The organism is Microbispora oryzae, assembly GCF_017896165.1.
In the GTDB taxonomy this organism is placed as follows: domain Bacteria; phylum Actinomycetota; class Actinomycetes; order Streptosporangiales; family Streptosporangiaceae; genus Microbispora; species Microbispora oryzae.
In genome coordinates this window covers 66,271-84,751 of sequence record NZ_JAFCNB010000015.1, presented here as the reverse complement: position 1 = coordinate 84,751, position 18,481 = coordinate 66,271, and the positions used below count along the sequence as shown (strand labels likewise).

Below are 18,481 nucleotides of genomic sequence, written 5' to 3'. Positions count from 1 at the left end.
CCCGCCGCGGCGGAGAGAGGCGACAGCACATGAGCGAGCCAGGCCAGGTCCCCGAGGATCGGCTGCGCTACTTCCTCAAGCGGGTCACCGCCGAGCTTCACGACACCCGGGAACGGTTGCGTGACGTCGAGCGGGCCGCGTCGGAGCCGATCGCGATCGTCGGGATGGCGTGCCGGTTTCCCGGTGGGATCGGCTCACCGGAGGACCTCTGGGACCTGGTGGCGGCCGGCCGGGACGCGATCGGGTCGTTCCCGGACGACCGGGGCTGGGACGTGGAGAACCTCTACCATCCCGATCCCGATCATCCCGGCACGTCGTACTCGCGCGACGGCGGCTTCCTGGCCGGCGCCGCCGACTTCGACCCGGGACTGTTCGGGATCTCGCCGCGTGAGGCGCTGGCGATGGATCCGCAGCACCGGCTGCTGCTGGAGACCTCGTGGGAGGCGTTCGAACGGGCCGGGGTCGACCCGCTGGGGCTGCGCGGCTCCCGGACCGGTGTGTTCGTCGGCATCATGTACAACGACTACGCGCTGGTGGTGAGCGAGTCCGCGGACGCCGCGGAAGGCTTCATGGGCACCGGTGGGAGCATCGCGTCGGGCCGGGTGTCGTACACGTTCGGTTTGGAGGGTCCGGCGGTCACGGTCGACACCGCGTGTTCGTCCTCGCTGGTCGCGTTGCATCTCGCCGTTCAGGCGTTGCGGAACGGGGAGTGTGACGCGGCGCTGGCCGGTGGCGTGACGGTGATGGCCACCCCGGGCACGTTCGTCGGCTTCTCCCGGCAGCGGGGCCTGGCCCCTGACGGGCGGTGCAAGTCGTTCGCCGAGGGGGCCGACGGCACCGGGTGGGGTGAGGGTGTCGGCATGCTGCTGGTGGAGCGGCTGTCGGACGCCGAACGCCTGGGGCACCGGGTCCTCGCGGTCGTCCGGGGCAGTGCGGTGAACCAGGACGGCGCGTCGAACGGCCTGACCGCGCCGAACGGACCGTCGCAGCAGCGGGTGATCCGGGCGGCGTTGGCCAACGCGGGGTTGTCGCCGCAGGACGTGGACGTGGTGGAGGCGCACGGCACCGGCACGGCGCTGGGCGATCCGATCGAGGCGCAGGCGCTGCTGGCCACCTACGGCCAGCGCCGGAGCGAACCGCTCTTGCTGGGCTCGATCAAGTCGAATCTGGGGCATTCGCAGGCGGCCGCGGGTGTGGCCGGTGTCATCAAGATGGTGCAGGCGATGCACCATGGCACGCTGCCGAAGACGTTGCATGTGGACGCGCCGACCTCGCAGGTGGACTGGTCGGCGGGATCAGTGGAGCTGCTGACCGAGCCGCGCGACTGGCCGCAGGTGGATCGGGCGCGGCGGGCGGCGGTGTCGTCGTTCGGCATCAGCGGCACCAACGCCCACGTCATCCTCGAAGCGCCGCCCGCCACGGCGCGGGTGGAGCCGGCGCCGCCTCTGCCGATCACCCCGCTGGTGCTCGCGGCGGCCGACGACACGGCGCTGGACGCCCAGGCCGCGAGACTCGCCGAGCATCTCGCCGCCCGTCCGGACGTGCCGCTGAGCGAGGTCGCCCGTACGCTCGCCGGCCGGGCCCGCCTGCCGCGCCGGGCCGTGGCGCTCGGCCGCGACCGGTCCGAGCTGGTGGCCGCGCTGGCCGGGGGCGGCACCGTGCGCGGCACCGCCCGCCCCGGCCGCCTCGCCGTCGTCTTCACCGGACAGGGCGCCCAGCGGCTCGGCATGGGACGCGAGCTGTACGCGGAGTTCCCCGCCTACGCCGCCGCGTTCGACGCGGTGTGCGCCGCCGTCGGCCTGCCGCTGCTCGACCTGATCGACGACGAGGAACGCATCCACCAGACCGGAACGGCGCAGCCCGCCATCTTCGCCGTCGAGGTGGCCCTGCTGGCCCTCCTGGCCGAGTGGGGCGTCCGGCCCGACGTGGTCGCCGGGCACTCCATCGGCGAGATCGGCGCCGCCCACGCCGCCGGCGTCCTCTCGCTGGCCGACGCGGCGGCGCTGGTGGCCGCACGCGGCCGGCTCATGCAGGCGCTGCCGGTCGGCGGCGGCATGCTCGCGGTCCGCGCCGCCGAGGCCGACGTCCGGGCGGCGTTCCCGGACGTCGACGTGGCGGCCGTCAACGGGCCGCGGGCGGTCGTCGTGTCCGGGCAGGACGCCGCGGTCGAGCAGGCCGCGGTGGCCGCCGCCGAGCGCGGCTGGAAGACCAGCCGCCTGCACACCAGCCACGCCTTCCACTCCCGGCTCATGGAGCCCATGCTGGGCGACTTCGCCGAGGTGGCCGCCGGACTGACGTTCGCGGAGCCGAGGGTGACCGCGATCTCCACCGTGACCGGGGCGCCGGTCGCCCCGGGCGAGTGGACCGACCCCGGCTACTGGGTCGAGCAGGTCCGCCGGCCGGTCCGGTTCGCGGACGCCGTTCAGGCGCTCGCCGCGCAGGGCGTCACCCGGGTCCTGGAGGCGGGCCCCGACGCGGTGCTCACCGCGCTGGTCCAGGACGCCGACGCCGGACTGCTGGCCGTGCCGGCGCTGCGACGCGGGCGTGCGGAGACGCCGGCGCTGCTCACCTCGATCGCCACCCTGTTCGCCGACGGCGCCGACGTCGACTGGCAGGCCGCCGTCGGCGGGACCGGCCACGCGGACCTGCCGGCGTACCCGTTCACCCACCGGCGGCTCTGGCCCCGCCCACGCCCGGGAGGCGCCGGCGACCCGCACGGCCTCGGCCTGGACCCGACCGGCCACCCGCTGGCCGGCGCCGCCGTCGAGATCCCGGACACCGCCACGCTCGTCCTCACCGGGACGCTCACGGCGGCCACCCAGCCCTGGCTGGCCGAGCACACCGTTCGGGGCCGTTCCATCGTGCCGGGCACCGCGCTCGTCGAGCTGGCCCTGACCGCGGGGGAGCGGGCCGGCGCGCCCACGCTGGACGAACTGCTGCTGCAGGCGCCGCTCATGCTGCCCGAACGCGGCCCGGTCACCGTCCGGCTCACCGTGACCGAGGCGGACGGGCGGCGTCCGATCACCATCCACTCGCGGGCCGGCGACGACGAGCCCTGGGTCCTGCACGCCACCGGGGTGCTCTCCGCCGGCGAACCCGCCGGCGTCGACGCCGACCTGGTCAGCTGGCCTCCGCCCGGCGCGGAGGAGCTGCCGCTGGCCGGGCTCTACGAGACGTTCGCCGACGCCGGCCTGACCTACGGGCCGTCGTTCCAGGGCCTGCGGCGGCTGTGGCGGCGCGGCCAGGAGGTGTTCGCCGAGGTCTCCACCGACGCGCCGGCCGACGGCTTCGGGCTGCACCCGGCGCTGTTCGACGCCGTCCTGCACGCGATCGGCCCGTCCGCGCTGCTGTCAGGCGGAGCGCAGCCAAACGGAGGGCAACCGGGCGAGGGGCTGCGGCTGCCGTTCGCGTTCTCCGGGGTGCACCGGTTCGCTCCTGCGGGCACCGCGCTGCGGGTGCGGCTGACCGCCCGGAGCGGGGCCGACACGGTCGGGATCACGCTGGCCGACCCCACCGGCCTGCCCGTCGCCCAGGTCGACCGGCTCACGCTGCGACCCGTCGCGGCCGGCCGGTCGCCGGGCGAGACGCCGGCCGGCCGCCTGCTCTACGGCGTCGAGTGGGTCACACAGGACGCCGCGCGGGAGGTGGGAGTGGCGCCCGACGCGGTGATTCGGCTCGGCGCCCCGCTGCCCGGCCCCGCCGGGGTCGTGCTCGTGGACGCCACAGCCACAGCCACCGCCGCCCACACCGCAACCGCCACCACTGCCGATACCACCGTCGACACCGCCACCGCCGCGCCCGGCTCCGCCCGCGACCGCGCGGCCGCCCTGCTCACCCTGCTGCGGACCTGGCTGGCCGACCCCGCCTTCGCCGGCTCCCGCCTGGTCGTCCGCACCTTCGGCGCGGTGGGCCCCCTGGTCACCGACCCGGACGGCGCGGCCCTGTGGGGCCTGGCCAGGTCGGCCCAGGCCGAGCACCCCGGCCGCATCCACCTGCTGGACGCGCCCGACGACATGGTGCTGCCGCTGCCACAGGCGCTCGTACGCGACGGAGTGGTCGGCGTGCCGCGCCTGGCGCGGCTGGGGGAGGACACCGGGACGGTCGAGCTCGGGGACGGGGCCGTGGTGATCACCGGTGCCACCGGCACGCTCGGCCGCCTGCTCGCCCGGCACCTGGTCGAGGCGCACGGCGTCCGGCGGCTGGTGCTGCTGTCGCGGTCGGGCGGAGACGAGGAGCTGGCGCGGGGGCTCGCCCCGGCCACGGTGCGGCTGGTCGCCTGCGACGTGGCCGACGCCGACGCCGTCGCCGCGGCTCTCCGCGACGAGCCGGTGACCGCGGTGATCCACGCCGCCGGCGTCCTCGACGACGGCCTGCTCACCGACCTGACCCCCGAGCGGCTCGACGCCGTCTTCGGCGCCAAGGTCGACGCCGCCCGCAACCTCGCGGAGGCGACGAGAGACAAGCCGCTGCGGGCGTTCGTCCTCTACTCCTCGGTGGCCGGGATCTTCGGAAACCCCGGTCAGGCCAACTACGCGGCGGCCAACGCGTTCCTCGACGCGTACGCGGCGCAGCTCCGCTCCCGGGGCGTCCCGGCGACCTCGCTCGCGTGGGGCCTGTGGGACGCGGGCATGGCCGGGACGCTCACCGACGCCGAGCTCCGGCGGCTGCGCCAGGGCGGCATCGTCCCTCTCACCGACGAGCAGGGCCTGGCGTGCTTCGACGCGGCGGTGGCCACCTCGCTCGGCACCGGACGGCCACTCGTCGTGCCGGTGGGCCTGGACATGGCCGGGCTGCGCGCCGCCGGGGCCGCCGGATCGCTCCCGCCGGTCCTCGGCGGGCTCGTCCCGGCCGGCCGGCCCGGTGGCGGCGCGCCCGACCCGCAGGCGCTCGCCGCCTTCCAGCGACGCCTGGCGGGGTTGCCCGCCGACGAGCGCCGGACGGCGCTGACCGACCTGCTCGGCCGGCAGGTCGCGGTGGTCCTCGGCCACGCCGAGACCGACGCCCTCGACCCGCACCGGCCGTTCCTGGAGGCCGGCTTCGACTCGCTCACCTCGGTCGAGCTCCGCAACAGGCTGAGCGCGGCCACCGGGCTGCCGCTGCCGACCACACTGCTGTTCGATCACCCCACACCCGACGCCCTCGTGTCCCACCTCACCGACCAGTTCACGTCCACCGGCCAGCCCGCGCGGCGCGAAACCGCCGGCACGTTCGGCGCGATGTTCCGGGAGGCCTCGGCGAGCGGGCGCAGCGGCGAGTTCTTCGGCGTCCTCGTGGCCGCGTCGGCGTTCCGCCCGGCCTTCCGCAGCAGCCGCGAGCTGCCCAAGCCGGTCGAGGTCGTACGGCTGGCCGCCGGAGCGGACGGGCCCGGCCTGGTCTGCCTCCCCTCCATCCTGGCCATCTCCGGTCCCCATCAGTACGTCCGGTTCGCGGGCGCGCTGCGCGGCCGGCGGGACGTCGCCGCGGTCGCCGCGCCCGGGTTCGGCCGCGACGAGCCCCTGCCGGCCACGGTGGAGGCGGTGGTCGCCGCGCAGGCTGAGTCGATCCTCGCGCACACCGGCGGGGCGCCGTTCGCGCTGGTCGGGCACTCCTCCGGCGGCATGCTCGCGCACGCGGTCGCCGCCGAGCTGGAGCGGGCCGGCGTCGCCGTCGCCGCGCTGGTGCTGATCGACATCTACTCCCACGACGTCGAGGCGCTCGCCGGCATCCAGCCGGTGCTCAGCGCCGGCATGATCGAGCGGGAGGACGGCTACGTCCCGATGGACGACACCCGGCTGACCGCGATGGGCGGATACGTCCGGCTGTTCCACGGCTGGCAGCCGACCCCGATCCAGGCTCCCACGCTGCTCGTCCGGGCCGCCGAGCCGATGTTCGGCTGGTCGCGCGACGGCGACTGGCGCTCGTCGTGGACGCTGCCGCACACCGCCGTTGACGCGCCCGGCACCCACTTCTCCATGATGGAGGAGCACGCCGCCACCACGGCGCGGATCGTCGACGAGTGGCTGTCCAGGTCTCCCGAGTCTCCCGCCGTTGTCTCCCCCGAACCGAAAGCGACGAACCGATGACCAACCCCGCCGACGACAACCTGTGGATCCGCCGGTTCCACCACGAGCCGAACAGCCGGGTCACCCTGGTCTGCTTCCCGCACGCCGGCGGCTCGGCCAGCTTCTTCTACCCGGTCTCCGACGCCATGCAGTCCACTCTCCAGGTGGTGGCGCTGCAGTACCCGGGCAGGCAGGACCGGCGGCACGAGCGGCCGCTGACGACGATCGACGAGCTGGCCGACGAGTCGTTCGCCGCGCTGCGCCCCCTGATGGACCGGCCGCTGGCCTTCTTCGGTCACAGCATGGGCGCCACCGTGGCCTACGAGGTCGCCGTACGGATGAAGCGCGAGCTGGCCGCCGACCCGGTCACGTTGTTCGCGTCCGGCCGCCGCGCCCCCTCGCGGCACCGTGACGAGACCGTGCACCGGCGCGACGACGACGGCGTCGTGGCCGAGCTGAAGAGCCTCAGCGGCACCGACTCCAGCATCCTCGGCGACCTGGAACTGCTGCGGATGATCCTCCCGGCGATCCGCAGCGACTACACGGCGATCGAGACCTACCGCTACCGGCCGGGCCCGCTCCTGGACTGCCCGATCGTCGCGCTGGTCGGGACGAGCGACCCCAAGGTGACCCTCGACGAGGCCGGCTCCTGGGCTGACCACACCACCGGCGGCTTCGAGATGCGCACGTTCGAGGGCGGCCACTTCTACCTCGCGCGCCACCAGCGCGCGGTGATCAACCTGATCAGCGACCAGCTTCTCTCCCTGACGCTCTGAGGACGGTCATGGCTCCGACGTTCGTGATCAGCACCGGCCGGTGCGGATCCACGCTGGTCTCCAGGATGTTGCGGCTCCACCCCGAGGTGCTCAGCCTCAGCGAGCTGTTCAGCACCGTCCGCAACCGCGGCTACCTCGACGGCGCGCCGGACGGCGAGCGGTTCTGGCGGATGCTGAGCGAGCCCGACCCGGCCGTGGACGTCATGGTCGCGGAGGGCCTCACGGTCTCCGAGCTGATCTACCCGTACGGCGCCGGGCGGTTCGACCCCGCCACGGGCGTCCCGGCGATCTGCCACATGACGCTGCCCATGCTCACCGACGACCCGGACGCGCTCTACGACGAGCTGGCGGCGGAGGTGCCCGGCTGGCCGGCCCGGCCGATCGCCGACCACTACCGGGCGCTGTTCGCCCACCTGGCCGGGCGGTTCGACCGGCCGGTGGTGGTGGAGCGGTCGGGCGGGTCGCTGGGCATGGTGCCGGGGCTGCGGGAGCGGTTCCCCGAGGCCCGGTTCGTCTACCTCACCCGCGACGGCGCGGACTCGGCGCTGTCGATGAGCAGGCACGCCGGGTTCCGGCTGATGCTGCTGGGCCGGGAGGCCGCCCGGATCGCCGGGGTCGCCTCCCCCGAGGAGCTGGGGGCCGAGCAGTTCCGGCTGCTCCCCGCGGAGCTGGGCCGGCTGCTGGCGACCCCGGGGGAGCTGCCCGAGGTGATGCGGCGGGACGTCCCGGTGACCGCGTTCGGCGCGCTGTGGTCGTCGATGACCTGCGAGGGCGCCGGCGAACTGCTCCGGCTGCCCGCCGACGCGTGGATGATGACGTCCTACGAGGGCCTGGTCACCGACGCCCCGGCGGAGCTGACCCGGCTGGCCGGCTTCCTCGGCGTGCCCGCGCCCGCCGGGTGGCTGGCCGAGGCCGGCGGTCTGGTCGACCCCAGCCGGCGGGCGGCCTCCGCCCGGCTGAACCCGCGGCTGCTGGACGCGCTGCGCCGCTCCTGCGCGCCCGGCGCGTCGGCCGACGCGGCGCTCGCGGCCGCCGCCGGTGTCACGCTCGCGACCACGGCCGTGTGATGAGCGGCCCGCTGCCGACGCCCGGGTCGTCGTCCGGGCCGCTGTCGTCCGGGCCGCTGTCGTCCGGGCTCCTCGCTCTGGTCCTGCCGGAAGTGGCCGCGACCGCCGAGACCTACGCCGACCCACCCGGCGTCCGGTTGTTCCCGGAAGAGGAGGCGGTGATCGCGCGGGCGGTCGACAAACGCCGCCGTGAGTTCACCACCGTCCGGCACTGCGCCCGCGCCGCGCTTGAACGGCTCGGCGTGGCCGCCGGGCCCATCCTGCCCGGGGAGCGCGGCGCCCCGGGCTGGCCGGACGGCGTCGTGGGCAGCATGACCCACTGCGCCGGCTTCCGCGGCTGCGCGGTCGCCCACGCCGCCGACCTCCGGGCGATCGGCCTCGACGCCGAGCCGGCCGGGCCGCTGCCCGACGGCGTGCTGGACGCGATCGCGCTGCCCGAGGAGCGGGCCGGCCTCCGCCTCCTGCCACCCGGCGTTCCCTGGGACCGGCTGCTGTTCAGCGCCAAGGAATCGGTCTACAAGGCGTGGTTCCCGCTCACCCGCCGGTTCCTGGAGTTCCACGAGGCCCGGATCGAGCTCGACCCGGCCGGCGGGTTCACCGCCACGCTGCTGGTCCCGCCGCCGAGCACCGTCGCGGGCCCGCTGACCGGCTTCGCCGGCCGCTGGATCCGGCGCGACGGTCTGGTGATCACCGCGATCGCCGTCACTCCCTAGGGGTGACGCAGGGGTGTGGATCCGCGCCGGCCGCACCGAGGATCGGCACGGGCACGACCTGCACGGCAACGGGTTGGAGAGCTTGATGCACACGCGTACCGGGATGGCGACGTCCGCCCAGCGGCCCTGCGCCGGCGACGCGCTCTACGTGCGTGACAGGTCCACCGGCGAGCTGTTCGGCTACCCCCACCGTCCCGGCGTCATCGACCCCGGCAGCTACGGAGTCCCGGCCCTGATCGGCGTCGGCTTCCTCCCCGGCGTGTCCCCGGTCCTGGCCGCGGGCGACTTCCAGGGCGACGGCGGGCTGGGGCTGCTCTGCGGTCTGCCGGGCGGCCGCGAGGTCGTGCTGCCCCCGGCGGACATGTTCACCGCGGCCGGCCTGCCGCCCGCGGCACCGGCGGCGGCGCCGGCCACCCAGGCCGTCGTGGTGCGATCCGGTGCGGGCCGCCCCGACCAGGTGCTGCGGGCCGCGCCCGATGGCACGGTCTGGTTGTCTCCCGCGTCCGTCCCCCATGGGGGAGAGCCGCTGACCACGATCGGCCCCGGCGCGGTGCTGCTCGGCATGGGCGACGTCACCGGCGCCGGCCGGCCGGAACTGCTGGTGCGCCGCCCCGACGGCGGGGTCGGCGCATTCGAGTTCCGCGGCGCCCCGGGCGGCGGAATCTGGCATGACCTGGGCGCCGACTTCGACGACGCCGTGGTGGTCGCCGCGGCCGACGCCAGCGGCGACGGCATGGCCGACCTGCTCGCCGTCGACGACGACGGCGAGCTGCTGGTCTTCCCGCACAGCGGCGTCTTCTGGCCGCAGGACCCCGCCGTCACGTTCCTCTCCCCGGTCCCTGTCGCGCTCGCCGTCGGCGCGTTCGACGTCATCGGCTGACCGCACACCCATCGCGATCGCGAGGAATTTCATGGACACCTTGGCCGAAGCGGTGCTCTCCGGCGCCGCGCCGGAGGAACTCAGCCGGCTCCCGCTCCCGCAGTCGTTCGCCGCGGCCCACCTGCGGGCCTCGGACGCCGGAGTCTTCGACGGCACGGCCGACCGGGACGTCCGGCGGACGCTGCACGTCGGCCCGGTGCCGATGCCCCGGATCGCCCCGGACGAGGTGGTCGTCGCGGTGATGGCCAGCTCGATCAACTACAACACGGTGTGGTCGGCGATGTTCGAGCCGATCTCGACGTTCACGGCGTTGCGCCGGTTCGCCCGGCAGGGCGGCTACGCGGCCCGCCACGACCTGCCCCACCAGATCGTCGGCTCCGACGCCGCCGGCGTGGTGGTCCGGGTCGGGGACGGCGTGCGGCACTGGAACGTCGGCGACCACGTCATGGTCAGCCCGGCCTACGTCGACGACCAGGACCCGGGCGCGCACGCCGACGGCATGATGGGCCCGGAGGGACGGGCCTGGGGGTACGAGACCAACTTCGGCGGCCTGGCCCACTACACGGTCGTCCGGGCCAGCCAGCTGGTGCCCAAACCCGCGCACCTGACCTGGGAGGAGGCCGCCTCCATCACGCTGTGCGCCGGCACCGCGTACCGGATGCTGGTCAGCGACAACGGCGCGCAGATCAAACAGGGTGACGTGGTGCTGGTCTGGGGCGCGACCGGCGGCCTGGGCGGGTTCGCCGTCCAGATGGTCAAGAACGGCGGCGGTGTCGCGGTCGGCGTGGTCAGCTCCGAGCGGAAGGCGCAGATCCTCCGTGAGCAGGGCTGCGATGTGATCATCGACCGCCGTGAGATCGGCATGGGCGACGACTCCGACGGCACGGCGGACGCGATCGAGTACGGCAAGCGGCTCGGCCGCAGGATCCGGGCCGAGCTCGGTGAGGACCCGCGGGTGGCCTTCGACTACGTCGGCCAGGCGACGTTCGGCACGTCGGTGCACGTCGTGCGGCGCGGCGGCGTGGTCGTCACCTGCGGGTCGAGCACCGGCTACCAGCACCAGTACGACAACCGCTACCTGTGGATGAACCTCAAGCGCGTGATCGGCAGCCACATCGCCAACCTCCAGGAGCAGTGGGACACCGCCCGGCTGTTCCGGCAGGGCGGGCTGGTGCCGATCCTGACCGACGTCTACCCGCTGGCGGAGACCGCCGAGGCGCTGCGGCTGGTGCAGACCAACCGGCACGTCGGCAAGGTCGGCGTGCTCTGTCTCGCCCCCGCCGAGGGGCTGGGGGTGACCGATCCGGACGCGAGAGAACGGATCGGCGTCGAACGGCTCACCTCCTGGCGCCGGTACGCGACGATGGCGCGGGTGTGACGATGAGCGCGATCGGCATCCTGGCCACCGGTTCCTACGTTCCCAAGCAGGTGGTGACCGGCGCGGACGTCGCCGGACCGGCCGGTGTCACGCCGGAGTGGATCGAGCGGAAGACGCAGATCGTCACCCGCCGCTACGCCGCCCCCGACCAGGCCACCTCCGACCTGGCGGCCGAGGCCGCGAAGCAGGCGCTCGACCAGGCGGGGCTGCCGCCCGAGGCGCTGCGCTACCTCATCGTCTCCACGTCCACGCCCGACTCGCCCCAGCCGCCCACCTCCTATCTGGTGCAGGACGCCATCGGCGCACATGGCGCCGCCTGCTTCGACATCAACGTCGTCTGCAGCGGCTTCGTCTACGGCCTGGCGCTGGCCCGGGCGCTGGTCGCCCAGCAGCCGGACGCGTACGCGCTGGTGATCGCCGCGGACGTGTACTCGCGCATCCTGGACGTCACCGACCGCAAGACCGTGGTGCTGCTCGGCGACGGCGCGGGCGCGGCGCTGGTCGGCGCGGTGCCGTCGGGCGGCTTCCTCGACGTCGAGCTGGCCAGCCACGGGGACGCGCGCGGGCTGATCCGGGTGGAGGCCGGCGGCAGCCGGATGCCGGCCACCCACGAGACCGTCGACGACGGAGGCCACTTCTTCCGGATGGACGGCCGGGGCGTGCGCGACTTCGTCATGGAGCACGTGCCCGGCGCGCTCCGGACACTGGTCGAGCGGACCGGTCACCGGCTGGCCGACGTGGACCACGTCGTGCCGCACCAGGCCAACGGCGTGCTGCTGAGCAAGCTGGTGACCCGGGCCGGCCTGGACCACGCGCACACCCACCGGACGCTGGAACGCTACGGCAACACCGGCAGCGCCTCTGTCGCCCTCGCGCTCGACGACGCCCACCGGAACGGGCACCTCGCCGACGGCGACCTGGTGCTGATCACCGCGTTCGGCGGCGGCATGTCGCTCGGCGCGGCCCTGCTGCGATGGACGACGGCGCGGTGACCACTACGGCGACCACGGCGGCGAGCGCCGCGGGCATCACCCGGGTCGGCGTCGTCGGCTGCGGCACGATGGGCGCCGGCATCGCCGAGCTCTGCGCCAAGGCCGGCCTGGACGTCCGGGTCGCCGTCTCCTCGGCGGGCTCGGCCGACACCGGCCGCCGGCGGATCGCCCGGTCGCTGGACCAGGCCGTGACCCGAGGCAAGCTCACCGCCGAAGCCGCCGAACGGGCCCTCGCCGCGATCTCGTTCACCGACGCGCTGCCGGACCTCGCCGACCGGCAGCTGGTGATCGAGTCGGTTCCCGAGGACGAGAAGCTCAAGCGGGACGTGTTCACCGCACTCGACGCCGTGGTCGCCGACCCCGGCGCGGTCCTGGCGTCGAACACCTCCTCGCTGCGGATCGCCACCCTGGCCGAGTGCGCCGGGCGGCCCGAGCGCGTGGTGGGGATGCACTTCTTCAACCCGGCGCAGGTGCTCCCGCTGGTCGAGGTGGTGCCCGCGAGCCACACCGCGGAGAGCGTCGTGGCCGCGGCCGAGACCTTCGCCGCGGACGTGCTCGGCAAGCAGGTGATCCGCTCGGCCGACCGCTGTGGCTTCGTGGTCAACGCCCTGCTCGTCCCGTTCCTGCTCGCGGCGGTCCGGATGGCCGAGGCGGGCCACGCCACCCCCGCCGACATCGACCGCGGCATGCGGCTGGGCTGTTCGCACCCGCTCGGCCCGCTGGAACTCGCCGACCTGATCGGCCTGGACACCATCGCGTCGGTCGCCGAGGCGATGCACGCGGAATTCGCCGACCCGTTGTACGCGCCGCCGGCGCTGCTGGTGGAACTGGTCACCGCGGGCCGCCTGGGCCGCAAGACCGGCTCGGGCTTCTTCGACTACCCGGGATAGACGCCGGCGCTGACCGCTGACCGGCCCCGGAGGCCATCGGCCGGCCGGGCGCGCGGGCTCCTACCATACGCGCATGACCACGCACCGATTCACGCTCACCGCCGAGGGCCCGTTCGACTTCGGCGCCGCGTTGCGCTTCGTCGAGGACTGGCCGGCCACCAGCGGGCTGCCCTCCGACGGGCGGGCGCTGCGCTTCGCCTACTGCGCGGAGTCCGACTGGCTGCCGATCGGCGTGACCGTGACGGCCGCGCCGGGCGGGGTGTCGGTCGCCACGACGCGGGCCGCCGGACCGCGGATCCGGGCCGAGGTGGCCCGGATCCTCTCCCTCGACGTGGACGGCACCGGCTTCGCCGAGCTCGGCGAGACCGACCCGGAGCTCGGCGACCTCCAGCGGCGCAGCCCCGGTCTGCGGCCGGTGTGCTTCTGGACCCCGTGGGAGGCGGCGTGCTGGGCGGTGATCGTGCAGCGCTCCTCGATGCTCATCGCGGCCCGCGTCAAGCAGCGCATCGCGGAGCGGTACGGCGCCATGGTCACCCTGGACGGACGGGAGCATCCGGCCTTCCCTCCTCCCGTGACGCTGCTGGAGGCCGGTGGGCTCGGCCTGCCCGCGCAGAAGGAGGAGTGGCTGCGCGGGCTGGCCGAGGCCGCGCTCGACGGAGTCCTCACCGCCGAGCACCTGCGCGCGCTGCCCCCGGAGGAGGCCCTGGCGCAGCTGCGCGCCCTGCCCGGCGTCGGGCCGTTCTCCGCGGGCCTGATCCTGATCCGCGGCGCGGGCGCGCCGGACGCGTTCCCCGGCGACGAGCCGCGCCTGTTCTCGATCCTGCGGGAGGCGTACGGCCTGCCGGAGGACGCCCCGCCGGTCGCGTACCGCGAACTGGCGGAGCGGTGGCGGCCGTACCGCTCCTGGGCATCCTTCCTGTTCCGGGCCGGGACCGCCCGCCCGGCCGTCACCGTGACGCGCGAGGCACGTCGCGGCGCGGCACGGGCGGGCCGTCCCGGGGTCACGCGGAGTTCGTGAGCCAGAACTGCTGGTTGCGCCCTCCGTTCCAGTACCACTGGTCGAGGCCGCCGCCCGCCCAGGCGTAGGCACCGCTCACGTCCATGTACAGCCCGCTGCGCAGGCTGGAGGGGTAGTACGTCGTGTTCAGCGCCACCGAGCCCATGTACCAGAGCTGGTTGGAGCCGCCGTAACACGGGTACTGGACGAGCTTCTCACCGGCCGTGGCGTCGTTGTTGTACACGCTCAGGCACTGACCGCTGCTCCGGTTCACGATCTCGTACCAGCCCCGGTAGCCCGGGCTCTCGACGAACGCCCAGTCCTGGTTGTAGCCGCCGTTCCAGGTGTACGTGATCACATCGGCGTTCGGCGACTGGGAGCCGCCGGCGACGTCGAGCACCAGGAACTGGCCCGACGACGTGTAGGTCCAGATGTCGTAGTAGTTGTTGTTGAACGGCAGGTAGGCCGCGATCTGACCGAGCAGCCAGGAGCCGTAGTGGCCGATCGAGCCGAGGGTGTTGAGCACGTCGTAGATGCCGTAGCCCAGATATCTCATGATCTGCAGGACCTGCTCGGTCGGCACTCCGTGGTTCAGGAGGAACGCGGCGATCCCGGAGATCGGGTCGAGTAGTTCGGTCCAGCTCAGGCTGCCGGGAATGTTCAGGCCGAAGCTGACGGTGCCGTAGGTGGCGCCGCCCGCGACGAACGAGCCGTATCCGTACGCGGCGATCCGGGCGTCGCCGCCGTCGCCGCTGACCGAGCCGATGAAGGAGCCGTCGACCCGCAGATAGTACGGGAGCCCGGCCAGCAGGACCAGGTTGACGGTGGCGCCGTTCGCGGTCGAGCCGAACGCCAGGTTCACCGAGCCCTGGTAGGAGTAGGACCCATAGGCGATGCCTCCCCTGAAGCCGAGTTTCAGCGATGTCGGCGCGGCGGACAGGAAGAAGTGCGTGTCGCTCATCCGGACCGGGCCGATGGGGTAGGCGCCCGTCGACACGTCGACGTCGAGAGACGGCGGCGTCACGCCGACCGCGCCCATGGCCTTCACCGGAACGTGGTCGACCGTGGCGTCGAACGCCAGCGTGAGACCGGGCTTGACGGTCTGGTTGGCGGCGGTGACGCCCCCGAAGGGCGCGAGGTAGAACGAGGCCCGGTCGACCACCAGAGAGTTGATCACGTCTCGCTCTCTCTGGGTGAGGGTACCGTTGGCGATCTTGTTGGCGTAGCCCACCGACAGCGGGGTCAGGGCCGGGCCGGGCGACCCGCCGGTCGGAGCGCCCTCGATCGAGAAGCCGATCACGGGCCGGGCGAGGTCCAGGTTGACGTCGAGGCTGGTCCGCGCTCCGGGGACGAGCCCGATCGCGGTTCCCCACGAGGCGGGCAGGACGACGTCGTCGGCCGAGAAGCCCACCGTCACCGTCGCGGGGGAGACGCCCACGGTGCCCCCCAGCCCCCCGACCGACAGGCCGTCGACTCCGAACGCGGACTGCCAGTCCGACAGCCGGATTCCAATGGTCAGAGAGGGCGGGGTGAGCTGGAGCGACCCGGTTACGACCACGGTGGCGTCGGATTCCCGCCCGCCCGGCGCCACCGGCGGCAGGTGCAGGTCGCCCGCCCCGGAGAGCGACACGCTCGCATTGGCGCCCAGCGTGAACCCGACGGTCACGTCGTTCAGGTAGAACGCGGTGCCGTTGCCGCTGAAGACCCGCAGACCGCCGCTCCCCGCGCCGAACCCGAGGTCCAGCCGCGCGGAGATGCCGGTCGTGGACAACGTCGCCACCGCGAGCACCGTGGTGGTGGGCACATGCACGCCGATCGTGCCGAAGGCGTCGGTGACGTTCCCCGGCAGCGTGCCGGAGTAGGAGAGGGTGACGCCGCGTTCGAGCGGGATCGTGGCCGGGAACGCGGCCCCGGGCAGCCCGAGGTCGGCCGGCTTGAAGGCGGCCACCTCCCGGCTGGAGACGTAGACGGTCCCGGTGCCGGACAGGCCGGAGCCGAGAGCGCTCAGGTCTCCGATCGTGGCCGCCGCGATCAGGCCGTCGCCGCCGAACGCCACCGCGGCGGAGATCCCCGTCACCCCGCCGGTCGGGCCGGTGACCCGCAGGTCGGCGTGGCCGGTGACGGTGAGGGACACCGCCCCGCCGACGACCCGGCCGGTCGCCGACAGCCCCGCACCGGTCAGCGCGAACGTGGGATCGCCCGGCAGCAGTTCGCCGGTCGCCTTGGTGCCGATGGTGAAGCTCTTCCCGGACAGGTTCACGCAGCCCTCGGCCCGCAGATCCAGGCTCGCCGGGGTGTAGGAGAACGAGCCCTGGGCGTCGATCCAGAGGTCGCCCTCGCCGATGCCCGACGGGCAGGCGAGATCCTTCGGGGGAGCCTGGTTGGACACGTGCAGGCTGGTCACGGACAGGGTCGCGCCCTCGCCGGGGGTCCAGGTGATCGGAGCGTCCCCGGAGGTGACGAGGTCGAAGCCGACGACGCCGGCCGTGGCCGTCACGGAGCCGCTGAACGCGGGCACCACGGTCAGGGACGGCAGCGGCTGCCAGGCGGGCGCCGAGGCGTCGCTCACCGACAGCGACCAGTTGTTCAGGTTGGTGAACGATCCTGCCACGTCCACGACGAAGGTGTCGCCGCCCGTCCCGACCTGGGCGCCGCCGGACAGGGTGAGTCCGCTTCCGGTCGCCAGGGTCAGGGTCGCGCCGGGCAGGAGCACGAAACCGCCGGTCACGGGGAGGGCGGAGGTGAGCGTGCCCGTGAGCGACGCGCTCAGGGCACCGCCCGTGTACGCGAGGGCGCCGTTCAGCGCCACCTTCGACCCGGCCACGAACGGCACGTCGCCGAGCGCCAGTGTGGCGGTCAGGTCGGCGCCGTCCGTCAGCGCCGAGGTGTCCGCGTGGGCGATGGTCACCTGGAGGGTCGCCGTCACACCGGAGACGGCGGCGGCGTTCAGCGACAGCGTCCCGGTCGACTCGTCGACGGTGAGGGTCGTGGGGCCGAACTCCGGCGCGGTCACCCCGGCGGGGAGCGTGATGGGAAGCCGTCCGGGCGGGCCGAGCTGTATCGTCAGCAGTTGCCCGGAGAGCGTTCCCGAGACGGTGGGCGACGAGCCGATCGGGATCCCGAGCTTGTCGGCGATGAACCCGCGGACGCCTTCGGACAACGTGTACGTGGTGCTCGCGTCCGCTGTGCCCGGCTCTGCGGTGCCCGGCTCTGCGGTGCCCGGCTCTGTGGTGCTCGGCTCTGTGGTGCTCGGCTGGGTGCTTACCGCCGCGCGTGACTCCGCGCTCGCCCCTGTGCTCGTCCCTGTGTCCACGGCCTCGCGAGCCGCGGCGGGAGCGGCAGAGGCAACGGGGAGCGCGGCGACCAGGCCGCCGCGTCCGGTCATGGTGACGCGCGCACGGGCCACGGGCGTTCTCCCGCCACCCCCGCTGCTCCCGGTGCCCTGAGCCTGCCGGGCGGTCCCGGCGGCGGTGACGAGCCCGCTGCCGCGGATCGTGCCGGTGATCCCGGTGCGTCCCACCTTCAGCTTGCCGAAGAACCCGGTCTGGCCCAGCGACAGTCCCTTCGGAGCCGTGGTCAGGGTGATATCCCCCTTCTGGCGTCCGGTGAGGATCGCGGCCCCGTCGGCCAGGTTGACCGCCACGGTCCCGTACGCCGCGAGGTCGCCGGACGTGCCGCCCGACGCGCCGCCGGACAGGGCGATGTCGCCGGTCACGGACAGCCACGGCGTCCCGCCCGCGACGCCGGGAGCCGTAAGGTCGTCACCCTGTGGCGGCGTGTTGGCGAACTCGACCGTCCCTCCGGTGAGGGACACGCCGTCGATGGGGCTCCAGGCGCCGGCCGTATGGGCGTGGAGGTCGAAGCGCACGCCGTCGCCGGTGCCGTCATCGGTGATGGTCCCGGTGACAGCCGGGGCGAGGGACAGGCCGGGCACGATCGGCGAGCCGTCCGCGGCCCGCCGGACGTCGAGCGTCCAGGCGCCGGAGGCGCTCAGCGCGCCGTCCACGTCGACCCGCAGCCGATGGTCCGTGGGACCGACGAGGGCGGGCCCCGACACGCGCAGCCCCTTCGCGGTGGACAGGGTGACGGTGGCGCCCTTGGCCACCAGCACCGTGCCCGCCGCCGGCGCCGCGTCCGCGGGCAGCGGTCCCGACAGCGACGCCTGGCCGTCGGGACCGATTTCCCCGGTCAGGCGCACCCGCCTGCCGAGCACGGGGACGGTGACCGCCAGCCGGCTCGTCAGATCGTCCGCGCCCAGCGCGGTCGTGGAGGCTCGCGCGATGGTGACCGACAGGGTGGCGTCCTTCGCGGATGAGGTCACGGTGAGCGAGTCCGCCGCCGTGTCGGCGACCAGGGTCGCGGGGGCGAACGTCGGCGGCGTGATCCCGGCGGGCAGGTCCAGGCGGGGGCGCGGCGCGTCCGCGGCCGCCGTCAGCCGGTGATCTCTGTCCCGCAGGCCGGTGAGCAGCCGGGAGCCTCCCGTGGACAGGCCGAGCCCGCGGTCCAGGAAACCGGCGACGGCCGCCGAGATCGGCTGGTTACCGGTCTTCGCCGGGGGCGGCGACTGCCGCTCCGCGTCGCGCCGTACGGCGTCGACCAGCGCCTTGGGATCCGCGGCCGTGGCCGTCGGGTGCGGTGCCGGGCGCCCGGAAGTCTCCGGAGACACAGGAGACGGAGGAGCAGGGGAGGCCGGGGGTGACGGCGGCGTGGCCGGGACGGCCGACGGCGTCGCGGGCACGTGAGTCGC

The 18,481-nt window shown here is 74.3% G+C and carries 10 protein-coding genes; 9 read left to right on the top strand and 1 reads right to left on the bottom strand.

The genetic code is table 11. The features are described 5' to 3' along the window. The first annotated feature begins 29 nt into the window (after nucleotides 1-29). From JOL79_RS24230 to JOL79_RS24190, 9 genes are all read left to right on the top strand, one after another. Entirely contained in the window at nucleotides 30-6,062 is a 6,033-nt protein-coding gene (locus JOL79_RS24230; RefSeq protein ID WP_210158202.1) for a type I polyketide synthase, read from the top strand. Then, the gene (locus JOL79_RS24225; RefSeq protein ID WP_210158201.1) at nucleotides 6,059-6,817 is read left to right on the top strand and encodes a thioesterase II family protein; all 759 of its coding nucleotides are present in this window, start codon (nucleotides 6,059-6,061) and stop codon (nucleotides 6,815-6,817) included. Before JOL79_RS24230 ends, JOL79_RS24225 begins: the two co-directional genes overlap by 4 nt. Before the next feature lie 8 nt (nucleotides 6,818-6,825). Then, nucleotides 6,826-7,884, top strand: coding sequence for a sulfotransferase family protein (locus tag JOL79_RS24220; protein ID WP_210158200.1), 1,059 nt, complete (start codon nucleotides 6,826-6,828; stop codon nucleotides 7,882-7,884). After that, nucleotides 7,884-8,597, top strand: coding sequence for a 4'-phosphopantetheinyl transferase family protein (locus tag JOL79_RS24215; protein ID WP_210158199.1), 714 nt, complete (start codon nucleotides 7,884-7,886; stop codon nucleotides 8,595-8,597). Before JOL79_RS24220 ends, JOL79_RS24215 begins: the two co-directional genes overlap by 1 nt. Nucleotides 8,598-8,682: 85 nt before the next feature. Beyond that, complete coding sequence (locus JOL79_RS24210) at nucleotides 8,683-9,477, top strand: hypothetical protein (protein WP_210158198.1); 795 nt, start codon at nucleotides 8,683-8,685, stop codon at nucleotides 9,475-9,477. 31 nt (nucleotides 9,478-9,508) lie between these two features. After that, nucleotides 9,509-10,855: a crotonyl-CoA carboxylase/reductase gene (ccrA, locus tag JOL79_RS24205; RefSeq protein ID WP_210158197.1), complete on the top strand. Its 1,347-nt coding sequence runs from the start codon at nucleotides 9,509-9,511 to the stop codon at nucleotides 10,853-10,855. A 2-nt stretch (nucleotides 10,856-10,857) separates the two neighbouring features. Further along, on the top strand, nucleotides 10,858-11,847 hold the full coding sequence (locus JOL79_RS24200) for a 3-oxoacyl-ACP synthase III family protein (RefSeq protein WP_210158196.1): 990 nt from the start codon (nucleotides 10,858-10,860) through the stop codon (nucleotides 11,845-11,847). Further along, nucleotides 11,829-12,737 (top strand): 3-hydroxybutyryl-CoA dehydrogenase, encoded by a 909-nt coding sequence (locus tag JOL79_RS24195; protein WP_210158195.1) that lies wholly within the window; start codon nucleotides 11,829-11,831, stop codon nucleotides 12,735-12,737. The genes JOL79_RS24200 and JOL79_RS24195 overlap by 19 nt, the downstream gene beginning before the upstream one ends. A gap of 73 nt (nucleotides 12,738-12,810) precedes the next feature. Further along, nucleotides 12,811-13,755: a DNA-3-methyladenine glycosylase family protein gene (locus tag JOL79_RS24190; protein ID WP_210158194.1), complete on the top strand. Its 945-nt coding sequence runs from the start codon at nucleotides 12,811-12,813 to the stop codon at nucleotides 13,753-13,755. Here the strand turns inward: JOL79_RS24190 and JOL79_RS35560 are convergent. Continuing rightward, entirely contained in the window at nucleotides 13,739-18,400 is a 4,662-nt protein-coding gene (locus JOL79_RS35560; RefSeq protein ID WP_210158193.1) for an RICIN domain-containing protein, read from the bottom strand. The genes JOL79_RS24190 and JOL79_RS35560 overlap by 17 nt on opposite strands. Between the last annotated feature and the right edge of the window lie 81 nt (nucleotides 18,401-18,481).